A 17,285-nucleotide genomic window follows, 5' to 3' on the forward strand; every position below is an offset into this window, starting at 1 on the left:
CGCGGCTCCTTTCGGCGTGCTGCGCTTGATCTGGGCGAGTGTGTTGCGGATTGATCGGACGTCGCCTGGCGTGGATGAGCTGAAGACAATCCCGCCTGACTCATGCGTCCATCTGAGATGCCCGCCATTGCTGCGGCCAGCGCTCCAGCCGAGGGCGGCGGCCTGCTTGCGTAGCTGGCGCATGTCTGAATGAAGTCCGTTCACGACAGATCCTCCGTGAACGTGGCAAAGCTGGTCGGACGCCACATGACCTGCTGCGCAGCCATAAGTCGCCGCAGCTCTGCGGCCTTGCGATCCAGAACGGCTTCATCTGGTATCCCCCAGACGGTTTCGGCGAGATTTAGAAGCGCGTTCCTGGAAAGATGCTCCAGGACATCAAGTGTCCCGAATGATCGTACAAAGTGATCAGCGCCAACAATGGTGCCGATGACCTCGCCTTTCCTGTAGGCCTCTTCATTAACCATCGCTGACGTTCGTTTAGCCGGCGCGATAACGACCGCTTTCCTCTCCAGTACGGCAATGGCGATGTCTTCAATCTCGACCTGTTCCAAACGACGGAAGCCGCCGCCGCCATCTTTGCCAGTGATCTTGTCCATCAGATCGCGATCCATGTATGAGCCGCCAATCAGCAGCACGATGAGGGAAAGCATGAGCTGGCCGGTTGTCACGTCCCCCTCATTCAGTGCGACATGAAGAGCGGATGTCATCTTGTCTGCCAGCACGGACTGGCCAGCCTTGGTGATAGAAATCTTGCTCATGATTGATCTCTCGCAGCTGCACGTTCGGCTAGTTTCTGAAAAAGCTTCTGGCCTAATGGCGTGGGCTCGACCGTGACATTCCCTGCAAAATTTGGATTGGTTACGCAGGAAATCAGGCGGCGCGAAAAGTAAATGTCGTGAGGGACAAGAGTATCCCGCGCCCGTTTCTCGGCTTCTTTTTCAGCTTGCTCGTAGGTTGCAAACGCTATGCTATCAGGATGCGAGAAGCTGGAGCCGAACATCAGCACCGTGAATGGCTTCTCGGGAGCGATGCGGGTCATAGCGCAAGCTCCTTCATGTGGCCTTCGTCCAGGCATACGCGTCCGTTTCCATCTGGGCGAGCAGCGCCAATGATGCGGCGTCCCAAGCGAATGGTGACGGATGCACGTTTGCAAGTTGCCCATGTGATGGCCGCCTGTTCGGCAAAATATCGCGTGCTGTAGCGCTCGATGACGCGCCCTTTGCTATCGCAGATCCCATAAGATGGGCGTTTCCTGCCTGTCATGGCGCGCCATCCTTCTGGACGGAAATGCAGCGTCTCCAGCAAGAGTCTGCCATCCACCCGCCCATGATAATGCCGACACAAAAGGCAGTGAGAACGATGGCGTTCAGCATGACGCATTCTCCTGGGGCGGGAGGTAGGTCAGTGCGCGAAGCTTATCGATCTGTCTCTGATACCAATTCTGCTGGCTGGTATGCTGGCGGGATGCCTTTATTTCGGCGGCCAGGCTAGGACAGATTGCAGAAGGACGAGGCGGGATCTCCGGCACGTCCTCGGGAAGCAGGTTCGCGGAAAGCAGACGGGCCAGTTCGTCTTCCAGGGCAAGTGCGTTGCCGTCCCAGATCTCAGCCATGCGCAGGTCGAGCCCTTGTTCTGCCTGGGCAGCAAGGTTGCGGCAATTCTGGATCCGGACCCGTAGGCTGCGTGCCTGGTCATGAATGTCAGGGTAAATGTGAGTGGCCAGAAAGCGGTTAAATCCATCCCGTGTGCGGATGGATGTGAGTGAGGCGGGCAAAGGACGCGTCATGCCACGCCTCCTGCCAGACTGGCATTGCGGGAAAATCGGTTGCCCGACTCTCCCGCGCCTTCCATCATTGGAGTGTCTAAACAGCCAATGAGGAAACTCGTGAACGATAAGCCAAAGTCACCTGGACCAACCCGAACAGAAAATAGTGCTCCCAAGCCAAGTCGATCTGGGCCGCCTATGCCCGATTTTTCGCTCGTTACTGTGAGAAAGCAGTCTGGCTTGGGCGCTATGGACGAAAGTATATCAATCCATTCCAGTGTACCTTTCCCTGGTCGGGAAAATGCTTGGAACCCATCGTCCCGTTCTACTGAGAATAAACGGACATCATCCACGCCACAGAAAGAAGATAAGAAGAAATAATCCCGACCAAGGCTGCGACTGGTACGGCCAGATACCAGATCGTAGCCTTTCCAACCCTGTCGCACATCGTATCCAGAGTGGCCTGGTTCGCGGCCACTGCCTGATCGAATTTTTCGGCGACTGTATGAAGGACTGTATTCTTCACATAGGGCGTGTTTTCCTCCTGTGACATCGATAGCCATATCTGGGGCGGCACAATCGGAACAATCCAGTTTCGTGCTGACTGCACCTTCCATGAAAAGGCTAGTGCGCGTGCTGCTGCAAGTATGGCCAGTATCGCTCCAGCCTTTATGTGCCAGTTCAACGACGTTCCTAAAAATCCGACCAAGGCAATCAGCACCGGCTGTATCCAACCGATCTGGGATTGAGCCAATTTCAATTGCTGCTCTCGGGCTGTGTCGATCTCCTTCAACGTTACGCGTCCAGCCTCCAGTGCCTGTTCGATAAGCCACGTTTTTGAGGCGGCTTCCTCTGTCGGGACGTCCAGAACGATGATTTGGGTGTCGTCCGTCATGTAGGTTTGCCTCTGTCTTGGTAATGCATGGAAAGAACAGCCTGGCGGCTTCGTCAACTCGTGTGCGGATGGATGTAAGCGAAGCGGGCAGAGGGCGCGTCATGCCACGCCTCCTGCCAGACTGGCATTGCAGGAAAATCGGTTGCCCGACTCTCCCGCGCCTTCCATCATTGCAGTGCCCAAACAACCAATGAGGAAACTGAGATGACTGAAAAGGTTGACCCGCTGATTGAGGTCGCCCTCATTCAGGCGGCTGCGACTATAGCTGTAGAAGCAAGTGCATACAGAGAGAGAAATCTTCGCGCTCGTGCTCGCGTGAGTGGCCCTCTGGACTTGCCGGTTATTGACGGGGAAGACGGAACCTACACTGTCACCATTGTTGCTGATCATTTTGGTGCAGCGCTGGATGCCGTTAAAGAGCAATATGCGGAGCATCTTATTCGCCTCCAGCAAAAGCAGCGTTAGCCGCGTTGAAGCAGGCATTGGCTATCCAGTCGGAAGCTTGTTCGCGGTTAAAGTCTACAATCCGGCTTTCAGCGATGACCGATCCATCCGGGTTTTTCGCGTAGACATGGGCATACTTGGGGAAGTTCTGACGCAGCCATGTGTCATCGCCAAGGAACAGGGACATCACAATGTGACGGTTGTCGATCTGCCGTGGCAGGAGGGTACGTTCGTCTCCCGCTGCGTCGCGGATCAGATATAACCCGTCGCCCATCCCTAGCGGCGTAATGGGGCAGGCCTTGGCTTCATCCAGAGCGTTTTGCAGGCGTGTCTTCTGCGTCGAAGTAGGCGACATGGAAACTCTCCATCGCAAGTGGCAATGGAGATTGTGTTAACTCCGGTAACACCTTCAAGCAAGAAAAATGTTACCGACGTTAATATTATTTTTTTAGAGCATCAATCATTTTGATCAGTATTGCTTGCGCGTCAGGGGATAGATCTCGCGCTTTCAGAAGAATCGTCTGCTCCTGCTCAGTCTGAGCTTTTACCTCTTCCACGGGATCATCTCCCGTAAGTAGCCAGCCAATCGACTTACCCAATGCCTCTAAAAGCGCGGGTACACGCTCCCTCCTAGGTGATGCGCGCCCAGTCTCGTACTGAGTTATCGCGTTCACTGTTACACCTAGCATGGATGCAAGTTTGGCTTGGGTAAACCCCAAATGTTCTCGTTGTGTTCTTATGCGCAACCCCATCGCTATAGATGCTGGGGTTGGCGTCTTTTTGCGGGAGGGTTTGGATGTCGTCATCCCTCCGGAATGGCAGACACCCAACATACGATCCTCTTAATTCTCTTGCAGTAAATTGTTAACCCCGGTAACATAATCGCATGAGCGACGATATTCTTACTGAAATTCGTGCCCGTAGAGGCGCGGTGACTGCGATCGCAAAAAAGTGCGGCATCAGCAAAGCTGCGGTCTCGAAATGGAGCCGTGTCCCTAAGTGGCACCTTGGATCGGTCTCTGAATTGACGGGTCATGCGCCTGAAATTCTTCGGCCTGATTTATTCCTCGCAAATGAGGCTTGCGCAGCATGATAAATATCCATGCCTTCATCCGTAAATTGCTTTTGCGTGGTCGTCATCCGGATGAGGTCCGGGGTAATCGCTCTGATCCTGTAGCCAAGCGTGTCTTTGGCTTGGCGGATCCGGTTCAGAGCGACCAGGACCTCCGTGTTCGCCCCACCCTAGACGAGGTGCAAGCATTTCGAGAACTGCCAGATGATGAGCAACTCTACTGTCTGAACACGTATCTTCGGATGGCTATTGTTTATAGTGATGCTTGCTCATATCCAGAGAACAAATTTGTTCTGACAATCCATAATGGCCGTATTAGGTACGCTAAATCCAATTCTGGTTTGTCTGATAGCAAGTTCTCAAAATTGACCCATCAGAATGGTGGTAAATCTATTGCGAATATCTTCATTAATTTCCTGAAGGATTTCTTTTTCAAGATTCTTGAAATCGTAAGTTCCGTCAGAAAGGCGGCCATTTACCGTAACGGAAAGGATGACATCTGAAATGTCAGGGCTCCGTGAAGAAATGGCAATTTTTACACGCAGATCATCATTGTCCAGACGTGTGATTTTAAGAATTCCAATTTTGGGGTTCGTGTCGGCGGCCATGAGGAATTCGTCTCCTGTTTGTTGTGGTGACTACAGGGTGGACGATAATGACCGGGGACACGAGTCCTCGGTCATGACTGGGGGTACAAAATGAATACTGTGCCTTCTATCAAGACAGCAACGCAGGCCGCAATCAATCGCATCGGCAGTATTGATGCTGCGGCTACCGTGGTTCGTGTCGGCCGTTCGCAGCTCTCTGAATATCAGAGCCGCAATTCTCCGGCTGTGGTGCCTGCGGATGTTGCGGTGACGCTGGATGAGTTCGCGCAGGAACCTCTGATCCTGACGGCCATGGCGCAGGCCGAGGGTTACATGCTGATGCCGGTCCATCTGGGCGAAAGCAGCGGCCATCACGGCATGGATCAGGTCGCGGCCAAGGCCAGTGCGACTATGACGCATGCCATCGAGGCGCTGGCAGATGGCAAATATGATCAGATGGAAGCGACACTGGCCTGCCGTGACCTGACAAATCTGATCCGTGTCGCCCATTCTGCTCTTCACGCTCTGAGGCCGATCGCTAAAGGGGGGCAAGGCTGATGGCGCGTCCTGCCTTGAACGAAACGCGGCTTTTGCCGGCGGTGAGAACCTATCGGCGCTCTGGCTACACAGTTCGCCAGATTGCCCGCCGTATTGGGATCAGCGAGCGCTCTGTTTACAAGCTGCTGCAACGCAAGGCGGCGGCCTGATGAATACTCGCCTTGGAGCTGGTGAGGTCTCCACTCTGCTGTCACAGCGAATGGATGTCCTTGCGCGGGAATTGCTTCCCGGGGGCCGAAAGAACGGTCCTGAATGGATGTGTGGTTCTATCGCAGGAGAAAAGGGGCGGTCTCTGGCTGTCCATCTTTCCGGCTCCAAGGCTGGCGTCTGGGCTGATTTTTCCACGGGTGAAACAGGTGATGCTCTTGATCTGGTCGCGGCATGTCTGACGGCTGGGGATACGAAAGAAGCACTGAAATGGGCCAAAAACTGGCTTGGCGTCGGGAATGGCGATGAAGTTGCTATCCGCCGCGCTCACCTCGTCAAGGAAAAGGCTGTCCGTGATGACAAGCAAGATGAAATAGATGGGCGCAAGCGTGCCCTGGCCATGTGGCTTGGTGCTGAACCATCCATCGGCAATACGCCTGTGGAATTTTACCTGAAGCATCGCGGGATCAATCTGCGTGCCCTGGAGCGGGCTCCGCGCTGCCTTCGGTTCGCGCCTGGTCACTACTGCAATGAAACTGGCAGGCGTTACCCGGCCATGCTTACGGCCATTTCGGATCTGGCTGGCACACATATTGCGACCCATCAGACCTGGCTTGATCAAGATGCAGACGGGAACTGGATCAAGGCTCGGCTTGATTGCCCAAAAAAGATCCGTGGTCGTTTCGTGGGTGGTGCAATCCGCCTGCGGAAGGGTGAGGACGGAAAGTCCTTAAAGGATGCGGATCCAGAAAAGCCGGTTCTGATCGGTGAAGGAATTGAGACCTGCCTGTCAGTGGCAGTTGCCTGCCCTGAAATGCGGATCCTCGCAGCGGCAAGTCTCTCGAACATGGCCAGCATAGCGCTCCCGCCTCAGGTGAAGCGCGTGACGCTGCTGGCTGACAATGACGAAAAACCAGAGGCACGACGCGGGCTGGAACGGGCGATCGATGCCCATCTAGCCGCCGGCCGAGAAGTAAGAATAGCGCGCTCGCCGCGTGGGAAGGATTTCAACGATGTCCTCAAGTGACGCCAATATCGCGGATATCCGTGCAGCGGTAAATGGTGCGGATCGCGCCTTTCAGGTCATTGATGGTGGAAAGAAAGGCGGCGGTGATGAGCCGCCCGCGCAGCCAGAAGAAAAAGCCCCGTGCCCGGTGAGTGCGCTGGGTCATCTGGCAGGCAATTATTTCTTCCTGGATAAGGTGGGTCAGCTCCGGCAGCTGACAGCTTCGCAGGTTGGAAAGCGCCATGACCTGATGGGGCTCTTTATGGGAAATGATAAGTGGCTGCGGGATGAGTTTCCCAAGAAGGCGCAATGCAAGGTCAAGCAGGAAGACGGAAGTGAGGTCACGGAAGAAAAGGTCGTGGACTTTCGCCTGAATAGTGCGGCCGCATATCTCCAGGCCGAGTGTGCCAAGGCGGGTCTGTTCGGCGCACACATCATGATTCGTAAGCCAGGTGTGTGGCCTGCGGAAAACGGGCTTCCTGTCGTGCATTGCGGCGACAAGGTCATGATCGGTGACAGGCTGGTCAACGCAGGCACCAAAACAGGAAATCAGGTCTGGGCAGCGGCTCCGTCCTCACCGCGGCCCGCACGGCCGTGCAGTGCGGATGTTGGAAAGGAATTTGTGCAGCGTGTACGCGATCTTTGGGATTTCCGCGTGCCTGGTGGAGAGATTGCGGTGATCGGTCTTCTTGCCTGCGCATATTATGGAGCAGCAATTCCCTGGCGTCCTGCGGGCTTTCTTCTTGGTGGTGCTGGTAGCGGCAAGTCTTCTCTTCTCGGTGTGCTCCAGGCGGCCTCGCCATTGCATGTCTATTCTAATGACACGTCAAAGGCGGGTTTGGAGCAGACGTTGGATGGTCGTGCGATGCCTGCTTTTATTGATGAGGCGTCTGATCGTGAGGATCAGCGTGGTGCCCGTGCCCTGCTGGATCTGGTCCTGTCCGCATCTGGTGGCGAGGGAACAAAGGGCGTGCGCGGCGGAAAGGATGGAATTGCCCGCAGCATCGAGGTGGTGGGTTCGATCATCATGGCATCGATCGCTCCGCCTGATCTGAAGGCGCAGCACCTGGGGCGCTTTACTCTCATCGATCTGATGAAGCCTGAAGAGGGTGCAGATCATACGGCTGCACATCGTGAACTGAAGGAATGGGCGCGTGAGAACGGTCCGTCTCTTTGGGGGCGGGCGCTTGCTGGATGGGAAAGATACCGCGCCGCGTTGGAAATGTTCCGCAAAGCGCTTTTGGAATACGGTTGCCAGCCGCGTGAAATGGATCAGCTGGGTGCCATCATGGCGGGCTGGTGGGTTCTGACGGAAGACTCGGTCCCGGACGCCAAGGGCGCGATGACGGGTGTAGGTGCCTTGAAAGAGTTCGTGCGCGATCGTGAGGATGTCATCACGCAAGATGCGCCAACGCGGATGATCAATCACCTCATGTCGCGTCTGGTCATGGTCCAGAGATCCACCGAAAGGAAATCTATCTCTGATCTGATTGCACGGGTGCTAGATCCAGATGTTGATCAGAGCGATGCAACGGGTCTGACGCCGCGTTCGGTCGCAAGAGAAGTCCTTAGCCAGTACGGAATCCGGGTGATCCGGCCTGATGAGCCTAAGTCCAAAAAGGGTTTAGACGCTCCGCGTGAGGCGGACGGTGCAGGTTTGTGGTTTTCTCAATCGAATTCCATGATAAAGGAGTTCTTCAGCGACACACCTTTTGCTGGTGATCGCTGGCTTTATGAGTTGCGGCGCTTGGAGACGGCCCGCGCTCCGAAAAAGAATGTGAAGATCGGCTCCATGCAGCCGGCTAGGTGCATCTGGGTCACGGCCACGGAATTGGGCTTCGGAGACCTCGAAAACGCCTAAGCTATTGAAATCTAACGATTCAATAGTGAAGATAGTGAATGTTTAGTGAACATAAACACTAATAAAATCAGATAGATAGGACAGTGAAGATAGTGAACGCGTTTTTACGCGCTTAGGCATAGATGCCAATGAACTGTCTTAGTCTCTTTTATCTCGTTTTTATCGTTCACTATCTTCACTATCCTACTAAACCAATTAACCTATTGATATATAAGGGTTTTTATAATGAACCTTTTAGTGAACGATAGTGAACGGCAGTTTTCCGCCATTTCTGCCAACAAGAAGGAAATGAAAGAGGTTTACCTTCAGTTCGATCATTCGAGAGGGATGGCAGAGCAGGTGGCCGAGTGGCTGGATGAGGCGGCCCAGACGCTGGCAGCATTGCCGGCAACAGGAACGCGGCCTAGCGCCAAGTGTGTGAACTGGCCTGACGTTCTGTTTGACCCTGAGGATCTGGATTGGTTCAGGGAAAGTGACGACCGGATGCCGCGTCCGAGTGCTGCGCAGGTTAGGCGCATGGATGCTGCGCTGTCATGGCTGTCCCTGATTGGGCAGTCTGACATCAAGCTGCGTCGCGTCATCAATATGCGCCTGGTCGTTCATCCGATCTCGGGAATGAATAGGTGGAACTGGGAAAAGATAGGCGAAAAAATGGGAGTGACTGACACCACGGCAAAGCGCTGGCACAAGCGCGGTTGTGAGATCATCGGAAGAAAAATCGCAGGCATGTAATTTTTCCTGTTCCTTTTGTCGGTTTATGCAGTAGTTTCACTGCCATTCTCGCGAGACGTGCACCCCAACGGGTTCACGTCTTTTTTTATGCCTGTTTCCGCCTGGAGAATCGTCTCTGATGCCGATGAGACCGCCCATTGCTCGTCCAAAGGGGTGGAAGCCTCATGAGGCCAAACGGCGCGATTATGACGCGGCAAGAGGAACGGCGCGGCAACGCGGATATGATTCTGCCTGGCAGCGTGTCCGTGCAGCTCACCTGGCAAGGCATCCGAAATGTTGCGTTCCGGGATGCCAGACGCCGCACGATCGGCTGAATGTGGATCACATTGTAAGCGTCCGGGAATGTCCTTCGCGACGCCTAGACCCGACCAATCTGCGCACAATGTGCCAGTCGCATCACTCGTCCCGGACCAGTCGAGATCACTCTTGGAATGGTGGTCGAGGCTGAAAACGTCAAAAAACGGCGAAAAAAGCCATTTTTGACCACCCAGAAGGTGGCCGGGGTTGCCGAGGGGGTGGGGGGTGTAGAATCTCTGGCGACCTGGGCACCGGGACCGCGTCAGGGTCGCGCGCGCATCGCCGCGAAATTCTGCTGAAATCTTTTTTTTCTAGGGGATGGTCATGGGCCGCCGTGCAAAGCCGGACGCCTTGCATGAGCTGTCTGGCAATGCCGGCAAACGTAAGCGCACTCCGAAAATTTCAGCACGCAGCAGGAAACCTGCGGCTTTCGATCCGGAAGGTGCATATGCGCCGCCTGTCGGCATCAGCGCTGGGGCACGGGTTATATGGTTAGAAGAAATCGAGCGCGTTAAGGCGACCGGGTACGTAAAGGGCAGTGATCTCAGCACGTATCGCATTTATTGTGAGTCGGCAGCGCGCCATCGCAAGCTCGCGGCCATCATAGAAGACAAGGGCTTCACCTACGCCACGGGCACGGGGTTTGAACGTCCACGGCCGGAAGTCAGCATCATGCAGCGTGAAGAACGCACCATGCTTGCGTGCCTGAAGGAACTCGCATCCACGTCCTCAAGCCGCATGCAGGCAGCGTCACGGGCGGCTGCTGCGCAGGGGGATCTCTTTGTTCCTGAGAGAGATAGTCCAGAGCAGGCGCCTAATTCCGAAAAAACTATGGAGCGAGAGGTAACGCCAAGTGCAGGAAGAGATCCGCTCGCCTACTTCAACTAGGGCACCGGAACTGGACCTGGAATTTGATGCGGCTGAATTTGAGGCGCTTGCACGGCAGCACAGCATGGCTGTCCTCCGGGCGCAGTTCGACCGCTTCAAGGCTGATGACCGTTGCGTTTTTGACGGCGAGGCGGCGCGGCGCGCCTGTCAGTGGATTGAGGCCAACCTAAAGCACTCCAAGGGTAAGAAGGCGCGGCAGGCATTCTTGCTGGAACCCTGGCAGGCCATGTCTGTCTCAATCATCTTCGGGTGGAAATGGAAAGAGACAGGACTAAGGGTAGTCCGAACGGTTTACCTGTTCGTCCCTCGGAAGAACGGGAAATCAACCTTCGGTGCGGCTCTGGCGCTCTATCTTCTGCTGGAAGATACAAAGTCCGGCCCTGAAGTTATTTCAGCGGCCGCTGATCGTGAGCAGGCGCGGGTTATCTTTAAAGAAGCCCATAACATGCTGACTCAGGCCCCAAAGGCGCTGCGGGAGCGAACGGATCTAACAAAAAACGCGATTATCTGTCCGGATGCCATGGGGTCATATCGGGCGATTGCCTCAAACGCAGAACGTCAGCATGGTCTAAACCCAAGTGCGATCATGTTTGATGAGCTGCATACGCAGCCAAACCGTGATCTTTATGACGTGCTTCATTCGGCAGTCGGTGCGCGGGATCAGTCTGTCGAAATCTTCATGACCACGGCGGGTTATGACCGACACTCGATCTGCTGGGAAATCCATTCCTATGCTGTTCGGGTGCGGGATGGGGATATTCAGGATCTGACCTTCCTCCCGATTTTGTTTGGGGCGAGTGAGGATGATGACTGGGCAGATCCTCACACCTGGGCCAAGGCCAATCCCTCTTTGGGGGCTGCGGTTCGTTTCCAGTTTCTGGTGGATGAGTTCAGATCAGCGCGTGAGCGACCTGGCTATCAGAACACATTCAAGCGGCTTTATCTCAATATCTGGACGGAGCAGTCGTCCCGCTGGCTCGACATGGATGCATGGCGGGCCTGTGTTGGCCCTGCACCATGGGGGCATCTGGAGGAAAGGCTGCGGCACCGTCGCTGCTACGGGGGGCTGGATCTCGCCAAGACGCGTGATTTCAGTGCTTGGTCCATGGTGTTCCCGCCCGTTGATAATGACCCGTTCTGGTATGTCATCGTCAGATTCTGGCTTCCAGAAAAGGATCTGGAAGAGCGGGCAAAGCGGGACAGGACGCCTTATCGCCTCTGGGCCGATCAAGGGCTGATACGAATCACGCCAGGCAACACAACTGACTTCCGTTTCATCCAGGCGCAGATCCTGGAGGATGCCTCGCAGTTTAATATCATCCAGACGGGGGTTGATCGGACCTTTGCGGGTGAAATTGTCCAGAACCTCATGGATGAGGGGATGGATATTCAGGAGGTTGGCCAAGGCTTCATGAGTCTGGCCGCGCCAACTGCGGAGTTAGAGCGGCTGGTTCTCTCGGCGGAACTGGCACATGGCGGTCATCCTGTTTTGACCTGGATGGCATCGAATGTGGCTGTTCGTCAGGATCCGGCGGGGAACCTGAAGCCAGATAAGGAGCGATCCGGCGACAAGATCGACGGCATCGCCTCCACTGTAAACGCCATCTTTCTGTCGTTGACCGATGATGGTGACACACTCGTTTATGAAGGAATGTAAGAATGGGTCTCCTGGACTTCCTGCGTGGGTCTGGTGCCTCGGTGCCGTCTCGTGCGCGCCAGGAGCGTGTTCTGACAAGTTCGTTGCCAGTCGGGGCTGCGGCGGGTTCTGCTGATAGCTTCCAGACTGGTGGGACGTGGACGTCATTTGGGATCGGTAGTCCGAGCCGTTCAGGTGTAAAAGTCAGCGAACGCACGACAATGGCTTTGCCCGCTGTCATGCAGGCTTTGCGGATCCTGACGGGTGTTTTCGCGATGGTTCCAATGCACTACGTGCGACGGGATGGCAAAGGTATTCACCGGCTTGAAGAAGATCCGCTTTACAAGCTGATGAACGAGCGTCCGAATGACGTGCAGAGTCAGTATGATTTCCGGGAAATTCTTCTCGGTGACATCCTGATGACCGGCAATTTCTATGCCTATGTGTCGCGTGATGCCCTGATGCGTCCGTCTGTGCTGACCAGGCTTGATCCTCTTGGGGTTCAGGATCTTCAGTCATTCGACCGGCAGACGGGGCAGCAGATGTTTTATGATGCAACGCTGCCGGATGGGTCCAGTGGGCGGTTTGCATCGCGGGATATCTGGCATGTTCGCGGTATGAGCCGAAACGGCCTTCAGGGTCTCAACCCGATTTCCTTTATGAAAGAGGCATTCGGCGAGAGTATTGCGACAGCTGCTTACGTTCAGAGCTATTGGCGGAACAATGCCCAGCCTCCGGTGATCCTTACGTCTGACAAGAAGATTGACGGGGATGTGAGGCAGCAGATCAAAGATGACTGGAAAAACAGGTTCTCTGGTGTGGATAATGCCGGTGAGCCTGCAGTTCTGGGCAATGGCCTGAAGGCTGACTACATGCGGGTCAGCAATAAAGATGGGCAGCTGGTCGAGACCAGGACCATGCAGGTCCTCGACATTGCCCGCGCATGGGGTGTGCCTCCGCATCTGCTGTTTGAACTGTCAAAGGCTACATTCGGCAATATCGAACAGCAGTCCCTGGAGTTCGTGATCTATCATCTGGGGCCGCATTTTTCCCGTGTTTCGTCCAAGGCGGCCCATGCTTTTGCCGCAAGCGGATGCACGTTCATCCATGACCCGTCTGACCTTGTGAAGGGCGGCTTCCTGGACCGTGCCCAGGGCATCGCAGCTCTTCGGAATGGCGGTGTCATGAGCACTGATGAAGGGCGAGCCGAATTCAACCTGAACCCGGTCGGCGGTGATGCTGGCGGCGAGATCTGGCGTCCCATCAACATGGGGATCAGCGGACAGCCTAATCCGGATCCTGCAACAGGAAACTGACATGACAAGACTGTATGCGCTGGATGCCATCAGGGCGATGCCCTGGGCCATCCAGCCGGAATGGCTGGCCGCGATCGAAGCGGTTGCAGAGCGGACGATGCTGTCTCCAGATCTGGAGAAATTGCGGGAGAACGGATCTGTGGCCCGATATCAGGGCATGATGGCAGCTATTTCCAGCGGCGGGACGCGGCTGGAAGGGTCGAAAACAGCCACATTGAATAATGGTGTGGCTATGATCCCCGTGATGGGGCCGATCATGCCCTATGCCAATCTGATGGCAGATATCTGCGGCTATACGACGCTGGAGACGCTGTCTTCTGATCTTCAGGTGGCTGCTGGCAATCCTAACGTCAGCCAGATCCTGATGATCATGGATAGTCCAGGCGGCGCAACCGTCCAGCTGAGTGACGTAGCAGGCCAGATCGCGGCCCTGGACAAGCCGGTGACTGTTTTCGTCACGGGAACGGCGGCATCGGCCGCTTACTGGCTCGCCAGTCAGGCAGATGAGATCATCATGGATAGCCTGGCTGTGACGGGCTCGATCGGCATTGTCTGTTCGACTTCGACGCAGGTGGGGCCTGACGCCAATGGGCGTAAGAGCGTGGATATTGTCAGTTCCAATGCTCCGAACAAGCGTTTGGACCCGGCTTCTGATGATGGGCAGGCGCAGATCCGCGCCGTCCTGGACGATATGGAAGCCGTTTTTATGTCTGATGTCGCCCGTGGGCGGAAAACCACGGTCGCGAATGTCCAGCAGAATTTCGGTCAAGGCGGCATGAAATCAGCGAAAAGCGCGGTTTCATCCGGCATGGCTGATGGAATTGGGACCCTGAGCGGCACTGTTGCCCGTCTGGGTGGCCAGAAAACCCCGAAAAACATAGCAAAGACGACGCCTCGACGGACTGCCGCCATGCAGGACCTGACGACGCGGCGCATGAGAGCACAGGAAGGCTGAAAATGGCTGATCGCATCACTCCACTCCGCGCCCGTCAGGGCACAGTTCTCGCGGAGATGGAAACCATCGTGAACACGGCTGCCAATGATGGCGATCGTGAAATGACTGCTGAAGAGGCATCCCGTTATGATGCACTCCGGGCGGAAGATGACCGCCTGACGGCGAATATCGCTCGTGAAGTCGATCTGGAGCGCCGTCAGGCCTCTGCGGCACGTCCGATCGCTCCGCTTCCAGGTGCTTATGGAGCCACCGCTGGGACGGCTCCGGCGCAGGCTGCTGATAAGCTGGATCCGGGTGTGAAGTTCTCCCGTTTCGTGCGTGCTGTGGCCGCCACAAAGGGCCACGGCGGTATGAGGGCCGTGGCCGACTATGCAGAAAAGACATGGGGCAGCGCGTTCGCTCTTCAGGCAGCGGATAACATGCAGGAATCAGTGGATGTACAGGGCGGTTTCCTCGTGAATGAGGATTACAGCACTGATCTGATCGATGCGCTGCGGCCGGCCGTTGCGGTTCGGCGCATGGGGGCGGTGTCTATGCCGATGCCGAACGGCAACATGACGCATCGCAAGAAGACAGCGACGACAAGTGCCCAGTGGGTCGGTGAGCGTGATCCGATCATGCCGTCTGCTCCGTCCGTTGGTGTCCTGAAGCTGTCCGCCAAGAAGCTGGCGGCGCTCGTTCCGATTACCAACGACCTGCTGCGTTTTAATTCGATCCGCTCGGATGCCCTTGTTCGTGACGACGTGGTGCGGGAAGTCGGCATTGCAGAAGATCAGACCTTTATCCGTGGTGCAGGGTCTGCCTTTGCTCCGGCTGGTCTGCGGTATATGGCTGCCGCTGCCAACATTTTTGCTGCAACGGCTACTGTTTCCGTCCAGGGCGTGCGAAGCGATCTGAGTAAGCTCCGTCTCGGCCTGTCCCGTAACAATGTTCCGATGACGCGTTGTGGTTACATTATCAATCCGACGCTGAAAGAGTTCCTGGAACAGCTTCAGACCTCGACAGGGGCGCTGGCATTTCCGGAAATTGCCCAGGGCAGGATCGGATCCTATCCCTTCGCGGAAACTACGTCTGTTCCGGACAACCTCGGTGATGCCGGCAATCAGTCTGAGGTCTATTTCGCGGATTTCAGCCAGATCATGATCGGTGACGCCATGCAGACCACGCTGGCGGTCAGCACGGAAGCCTCTTACGTCGATAATGAAGGCAAGACCCGTTCAGCCTTCCAGAATGATGAAACGCTGGTTCGTGTCATCGAGCAGGTCGATATTGGAACGCGCTATGACGCGGCCATTTCCGTTCTGACGGGTGCGGCTTGGTTCCCTGGCGCAGTAGCAGGGCAGTGATCATGAAGCGCGTGACATTCACCGACCGCTGTGACGGGATCGGCTCCGTCTATAACAAGGGCGATGTTGCAGTTTTCCCGGACGGCGTGGCTGACGCCATTGTGGCGGCCAAGAAGGGCACTGCCGAGGCGATGTCTGATCCAGTGCCCGAACAGGGATCCGGCAAGAAGGATGATGTTGATCCTCCTGTCGATCCAGAAACAACGCCAGAGAATGGCAAATCCTGACGGCCTCCTTTTGGGGGCCGTTTTTGTTTGGAGGTAACGCATGCCTGTTGTCGTGACAGCAGCTGCCAAAACCGCCGCCTTGGTCGATCTGGAGAGTGTGAAAGCCTATCTCCAGATCACGGGAGACGACCAGGATGCGATGCTCGCCAAATTGATTTCTCAGGCGTCCAGTTCGCTCACGGCTTATCTTCAGCGGCCGTTAGCTCTGCAAGAGTATCGTGAGCGGCTTCGTGTTCGTGGCAGATCAACAGCTATCAATCTGAGTGTTGGGCCGGTTGCTGCGATCAGGTCCATCACAGTGGATGGTCAGCCGGTGACGGCATTGGACGCAATGTCTGTGGACCGTGAGCATGCCAGGATTGAAGAGGTGGGGCATCTGCCGTCTTCTGGGTGTTGGGCCAGCCATATTCGTCAAGTCGAGATTGTTTATCTGGCGGGCTTCCTCTTGCCTGGGATGGATGATCCGGAAAAACAGGATGCAGATCTACTTCCGTTAGAGGTTGAAAGCCTTCCGGAAGACGTTGGCGGCGGATGTCTGACAACAATTCAGATGCTGAAGTATGGGCAGGGTAGGGATGCGCTCCTGAAGACAGAAAGTGTTCAGGGGGTTGGGTCGTCAACCTGGCAGGCCATGGATACCTCCATCGGGGCGATTTCGCCTGAAGCTGTTGCTTCCCTGGGGCGCCTGACGCTTGCTGCGGATTGGATGGCATAATGGGCCAGGTTACTGAAAGTCGGCGTCGGCAAATCCAGCGCAAAGGCCGCATTATGCGGCTTATGACGCGGGATAAGTCTAAGAGTGTTTCTCTTATGGGCTATGCCCCGCCGCCGACTGACGCCACGATCGATGCGACTTTGCCAGTCCAGGCCTTCATTGCCCAGATCCTGCACGATGAACTGTCAGCAGCCGGCTACGGGCCTCCCCTCAAGGGAGATCGCCTGCTTGACGGCGTGCGCGAATACACGCTGACGGATGCGTCCCCTGTCTATGACGGGGCAAACCTCTGTGGCTGGACCCTTATTACAGCAGGTGGAACATGACCTCTCCCGTCGTCTGGCAAGACGCTTTCGACCGCGCCAAGGCTGCGGGAACCACCCTCGGGCTGACGGTTTTGGATGCCCTGGAGCAGCAGCGCACAACGCCTGATGGGCCTTTCGTCCTGTTTGAAGTGGCAAGCTCTTCTGCCGATCGCTTCGGCGCTGGTGAGATTGTCGATGAAGAAACCGGACAGATCTGGCTGCATCTGATGGTCGAAAGCGGATCCGGGGCACTGTCAGCCATCACCATGCGCAAAGCGCTCTCGGTAGCCTTCCGCGTCCCGGTCTCTCCCCTGCCGGAAGGCCTCTATTACGACGGCCAAGGTTTTGACCCTCCAGATGCTGATGACAAAGGCAACTGGTTCCGGTTCTCGCTGATGGTGGATTACCGCTACCAGGACCGCGTCCTGACAACGCCCTGAAAGGGACTTTCATGAAATTCTATCCTCTTGTTGAGACCGCTGTGGGCAGCGGGCGCTTTGCGCTGTCCGGATCCCAGATTGTGGCTCTGAGTA

The 17,285-nt window shown here is 55.9% G+C and carries 26 protein-coding genes; 17 read left to right on the forward strand and 9 right to left on the reverse strand.

Annotation, left to right across the window (positions count from 1 at the left end):
• The 6 genes from JN414_RS15830 to JN414_RS15855 all read right to left on the reverse strand — a co-directional run.
• The coding region (locus JN414_RS15830; protein ID WP_202208756.1) for a hypothetical protein at positions 1–204 on the reverse strand (204 nt) is incomplete at its 3' end.
• Complete coding sequence (locus tag JN414_RS15835; RefSeq protein ID WP_202208785.1) at positions 201–758, reverse strand: hypothetical protein; 558 nt, start codon at positions 756–758, stop codon at positions 201–203. The genes JN414_RS15835 and JN414_RS15830, both read right to left, overlap by 4 nt.
• Positions 755–1,039 carry a hypothetical protein gene (locus tag JN414_RS15840; RefSeq protein ID WP_202208787.1) on the reverse strand — a complete coding sequence of 95 codons (285 nt, stop codon included), beginning with the start codon at positions 1,037–1,039 and terminating at the stop codon, positions 755–757. The genes JN414_RS15835 and JN414_RS15840 overlap by 4 nt, the downstream gene beginning before the upstream one ends.
• Positions 1,036–1,263 carry a hypothetical protein gene (locus tag JN414_RS15845; RefSeq protein ID WP_202208788.1) on the reverse strand — a complete coding sequence of 76 codons (228 nt, stop codon included), beginning with the start codon at positions 1,261–1,263 and terminating at the stop codon, positions 1,036–1,038. The genes JN414_RS15840 and JN414_RS15845 overlap by 4 nt, the downstream gene beginning before the upstream one ends.
• Positions 1,264–1,366: 103 nt before the next feature.
• The gene (locus tag JN414_RS15850; protein WP_202208790.1) at positions 1,367–1,786 is read right to left on the reverse strand and encodes a hypothetical protein; all 420 of its coding nucleotides are present in this window, start codon (positions 1,784–1,786) and stop codon (positions 1,367–1,369) included.
• Positions 1,787–2,090: 304 nt separating this feature from the next.
• On the reverse strand, positions 2,091–2,660 hold the full coding sequence (locus JN414_RS15855) for a hypothetical protein (RefSeq protein WP_202208792.1): 570 nt from the start codon (positions 2,658–2,660) through the stop codon (positions 2,091–2,093).
• Between the two features lie 204 nt (positions 2,661–2,864).
• Between JN414_RS15855 and JN414_RS15860 the strand changes: the two genes are divergently transcribed.
• The gene (locus JN414_RS15860; protein ID WP_202208794.1) at positions 2,865–3,125 is read left to right on the forward strand and encodes a hypothetical protein; all 261 of its coding nucleotides are present in this window, start codon (positions 2,865–2,867) and stop codon (positions 3,123–3,125) included.
• Here JN414_RS15860 and JN414_RS15865 read toward each other — a convergent pair.
• The 3 genes from JN414_RS15865 to JN414_RS15875 all read right to left on the reverse strand — a co-directional run bounded on the left by JN414_RS15865 (position 3,097) and on the right by JN414_RS15875 (position 4,784).
• Positions 3,097–3,459 carry a hypothetical protein gene (locus JN414_RS15865; RefSeq protein WP_202208796.1) on the reverse strand — a complete coding sequence of 121 codons (363 nt, stop codon included), beginning with the start codon at positions 3,457–3,459 and terminating at the stop codon, positions 3,097–3,099. The genes JN414_RS15860 and JN414_RS15865 overlap by 29 nt on opposite strands.
• An 85-nt stretch (positions 3,460–3,544) precedes the next feature.
• Positions 3,545–3,910, reverse strand: coding sequence for a helix-turn-helix domain-containing protein (locus JN414_RS15870; RefSeq protein ID WP_202208798.1), 366 nt, complete (start codon positions 3,908–3,910; stop codon positions 3,545–3,547).
• Between the two features lie 625 nt (positions 3,911–4,535).
• Positions 4,536–4,784, reverse strand: coding sequence for a hypothetical protein (locus JN414_RS15875; RefSeq protein ID WP_202208800.1), 249 nt, complete (start codon positions 4,782–4,784; stop codon positions 4,536–4,538).
• Between the two features lie 90 nt (positions 4,785–4,874).
• Here JN414_RS15875 and JN414_RS15880 point away from each other — a divergent pair, with 90 nt between their 5' ends.
• From JN414_RS15880 to JN414_RS15950, 16 genes are all read left to right on the forward strand, one after another.
• Positions 4,875–5,321, forward strand: coding sequence for a hypothetical protein (locus JN414_RS15880; RefSeq protein WP_202208802.1), 447 nt, complete (start codon positions 4,875–4,877; stop codon positions 5,319–5,321).
• On the forward strand, positions 5,321–5,470 hold the full coding sequence (locus JN414_RS15885) for a helix-turn-helix domain-containing protein (RefSeq protein WP_202208803.1): 150 nt from the start codon (positions 5,321–5,323) through the stop codon (positions 5,468–5,470). Before JN414_RS15880 ends, JN414_RS15885 begins: the two co-directional genes overlap by 1 nt.
• The gene (locus JN414_RS15890; RefSeq protein WP_202208804.1) at positions 5,470–6,495 is read left to right on the forward strand and encodes a toprim domain-containing protein; all 1,026 of its coding nucleotides are present in this window, start codon (positions 5,470–5,472) and stop codon (positions 6,493–6,495) included. Before JN414_RS15885 ends, JN414_RS15890 begins: the two co-directional genes overlap by 1 nt.
• The gene (locus tag JN414_RS15895; RefSeq protein ID WP_202208805.1) at positions 6,482–8,335 is read left to right on the forward strand and encodes an ATP-binding protein; all 1,854 of its coding nucleotides are present in this window, start codon (positions 6,482–6,484) and stop codon (positions 8,333–8,335) included. Before JN414_RS15890 ends, JN414_RS15895 begins: the two co-directional genes overlap by 14 nt.
• Positions 8,336–8,560: 225 nt before the next feature.
• On the forward strand, positions 8,561–9,067 hold the full coding sequence (locus JN414_RS15900) for a DUF6362 family protein (protein WP_202208806.1): 507 nt from the start codon (positions 8,561–8,563) through the stop codon (positions 9,065–9,067).
• Positions 9,068–9,231: 164 nt separating this feature from the next.
• Positions 9,232–9,381, forward strand: coding sequence for a hypothetical protein (locus tag JN414_RS17050; protein WP_237390130.1), 150 nt, complete (start codon positions 9,232–9,234; stop codon positions 9,379–9,381).
• A 2-nt stretch (positions 9,382–9,383) separates the two neighbouring features.
• Positions 9,384–9,515 carry a hypothetical protein gene (locus JN414_RS17055; protein ID WP_237390129.1) on the forward strand — a complete coding sequence of 44 codons (132 nt, stop codon included), beginning with the start codon at positions 9,384–9,386 and terminating at the stop codon, positions 9,513–9,515.
• A gap of 173 nt (positions 9,516–9,688) precedes the next feature.
• Positions 9,689–10,252: a P27 family phage terminase small subunit gene (locus tag JN414_RS15910; protein ID WP_202208808.1), complete on the forward strand. Its 564-nt coding sequence runs from the start codon at positions 9,689–9,691 to the stop codon at positions 10,250–10,252.
• A 64-nt stretch (positions 10,253–10,316) separates the two neighbouring features.
• Entirely contained in the window at positions 10,317–11,909 is a 1,593-nt protein-coding gene (locus tag JN414_RS15915; protein WP_202208809.1) for a terminase large subunit, read from the forward strand.
• A gap of 2 nt (positions 11,910–11,911) precedes the next feature.
• A complete protein-coding gene (locus tag JN414_RS15920; RefSeq protein ID WP_202208810.1) occupies positions 11,912–13,204 on the forward strand; it encodes a phage portal protein in 1,293 nt (430 codons plus the stop codon).
• 1 nt (position 13,205) lies between these two features.
• Complete coding sequence (locus tag JN414_RS15925) at positions 13,206–14,159, forward strand: S49 family peptidase (protein WP_202208812.1); 954 nt, start codon at positions 13,206–13,208, stop codon at positions 14,157–14,159.
• Positions 14,160–14,161: 2 nt separating this feature from the next.
• Positions 14,162–15,505 carry a phage major capsid protein gene (locus tag JN414_RS15930; RefSeq protein ID WP_237390128.1) on the forward strand — a complete coding sequence of 448 codons (1,344 nt, stop codon included), beginning with the start codon at positions 14,162–14,164 and terminating at the stop codon, positions 15,503–15,505.
• A gap of 2 nt (positions 15,506–15,507) precedes the next feature.
• A complete protein-coding gene (locus JN414_RS15935; protein WP_202208814.1) occupies positions 15,508–15,732 on the forward strand; it encodes a hypothetical protein in 225 nt (74 codons plus the stop codon).
• A gap of 40 nt (positions 15,733–15,772) precedes the next feature.
• Positions 15,773–16,447 (forward strand): head-tail connector protein, encoded by a 675-nt coding sequence (locus tag JN414_RS15940; RefSeq protein WP_202208816.1) that lies wholly within the window; start codon positions 15,773–15,775, stop codon positions 16,445–16,447.
• The gene (locus JN414_RS15945; protein WP_202208818.1) at positions 16,447–16,773 is read left to right on the forward strand and encodes a hypothetical protein; all 327 of its coding nucleotides are present in this window, start codon (positions 16,447–16,449) and stop codon (positions 16,771–16,773) included. Before JN414_RS15940 ends, JN414_RS15945 begins: the two co-directional genes overlap by 1 nt.
• Entirely contained in the window at positions 16,770–17,192 is a 423-nt protein-coding gene (locus JN414_RS15950) for a hypothetical protein (protein WP_202208820.1), read from the forward strand. The genes JN414_RS15945 and JN414_RS15950 overlap by 4 nt, the downstream gene beginning before the upstream one ends.
• The last annotated feature ends 93 nt before the right edge of the window (positions 17,193–17,285 follow it).

It is taken from the genome of Gluconobacter sp. Gdi (assembly GCF_014132155.1).
Classification (GTDB): Bacteria; Pseudomonadota; Alphaproteobacteria; order Acetobacterales; family Acetobacteraceae; genus Gluconobacter.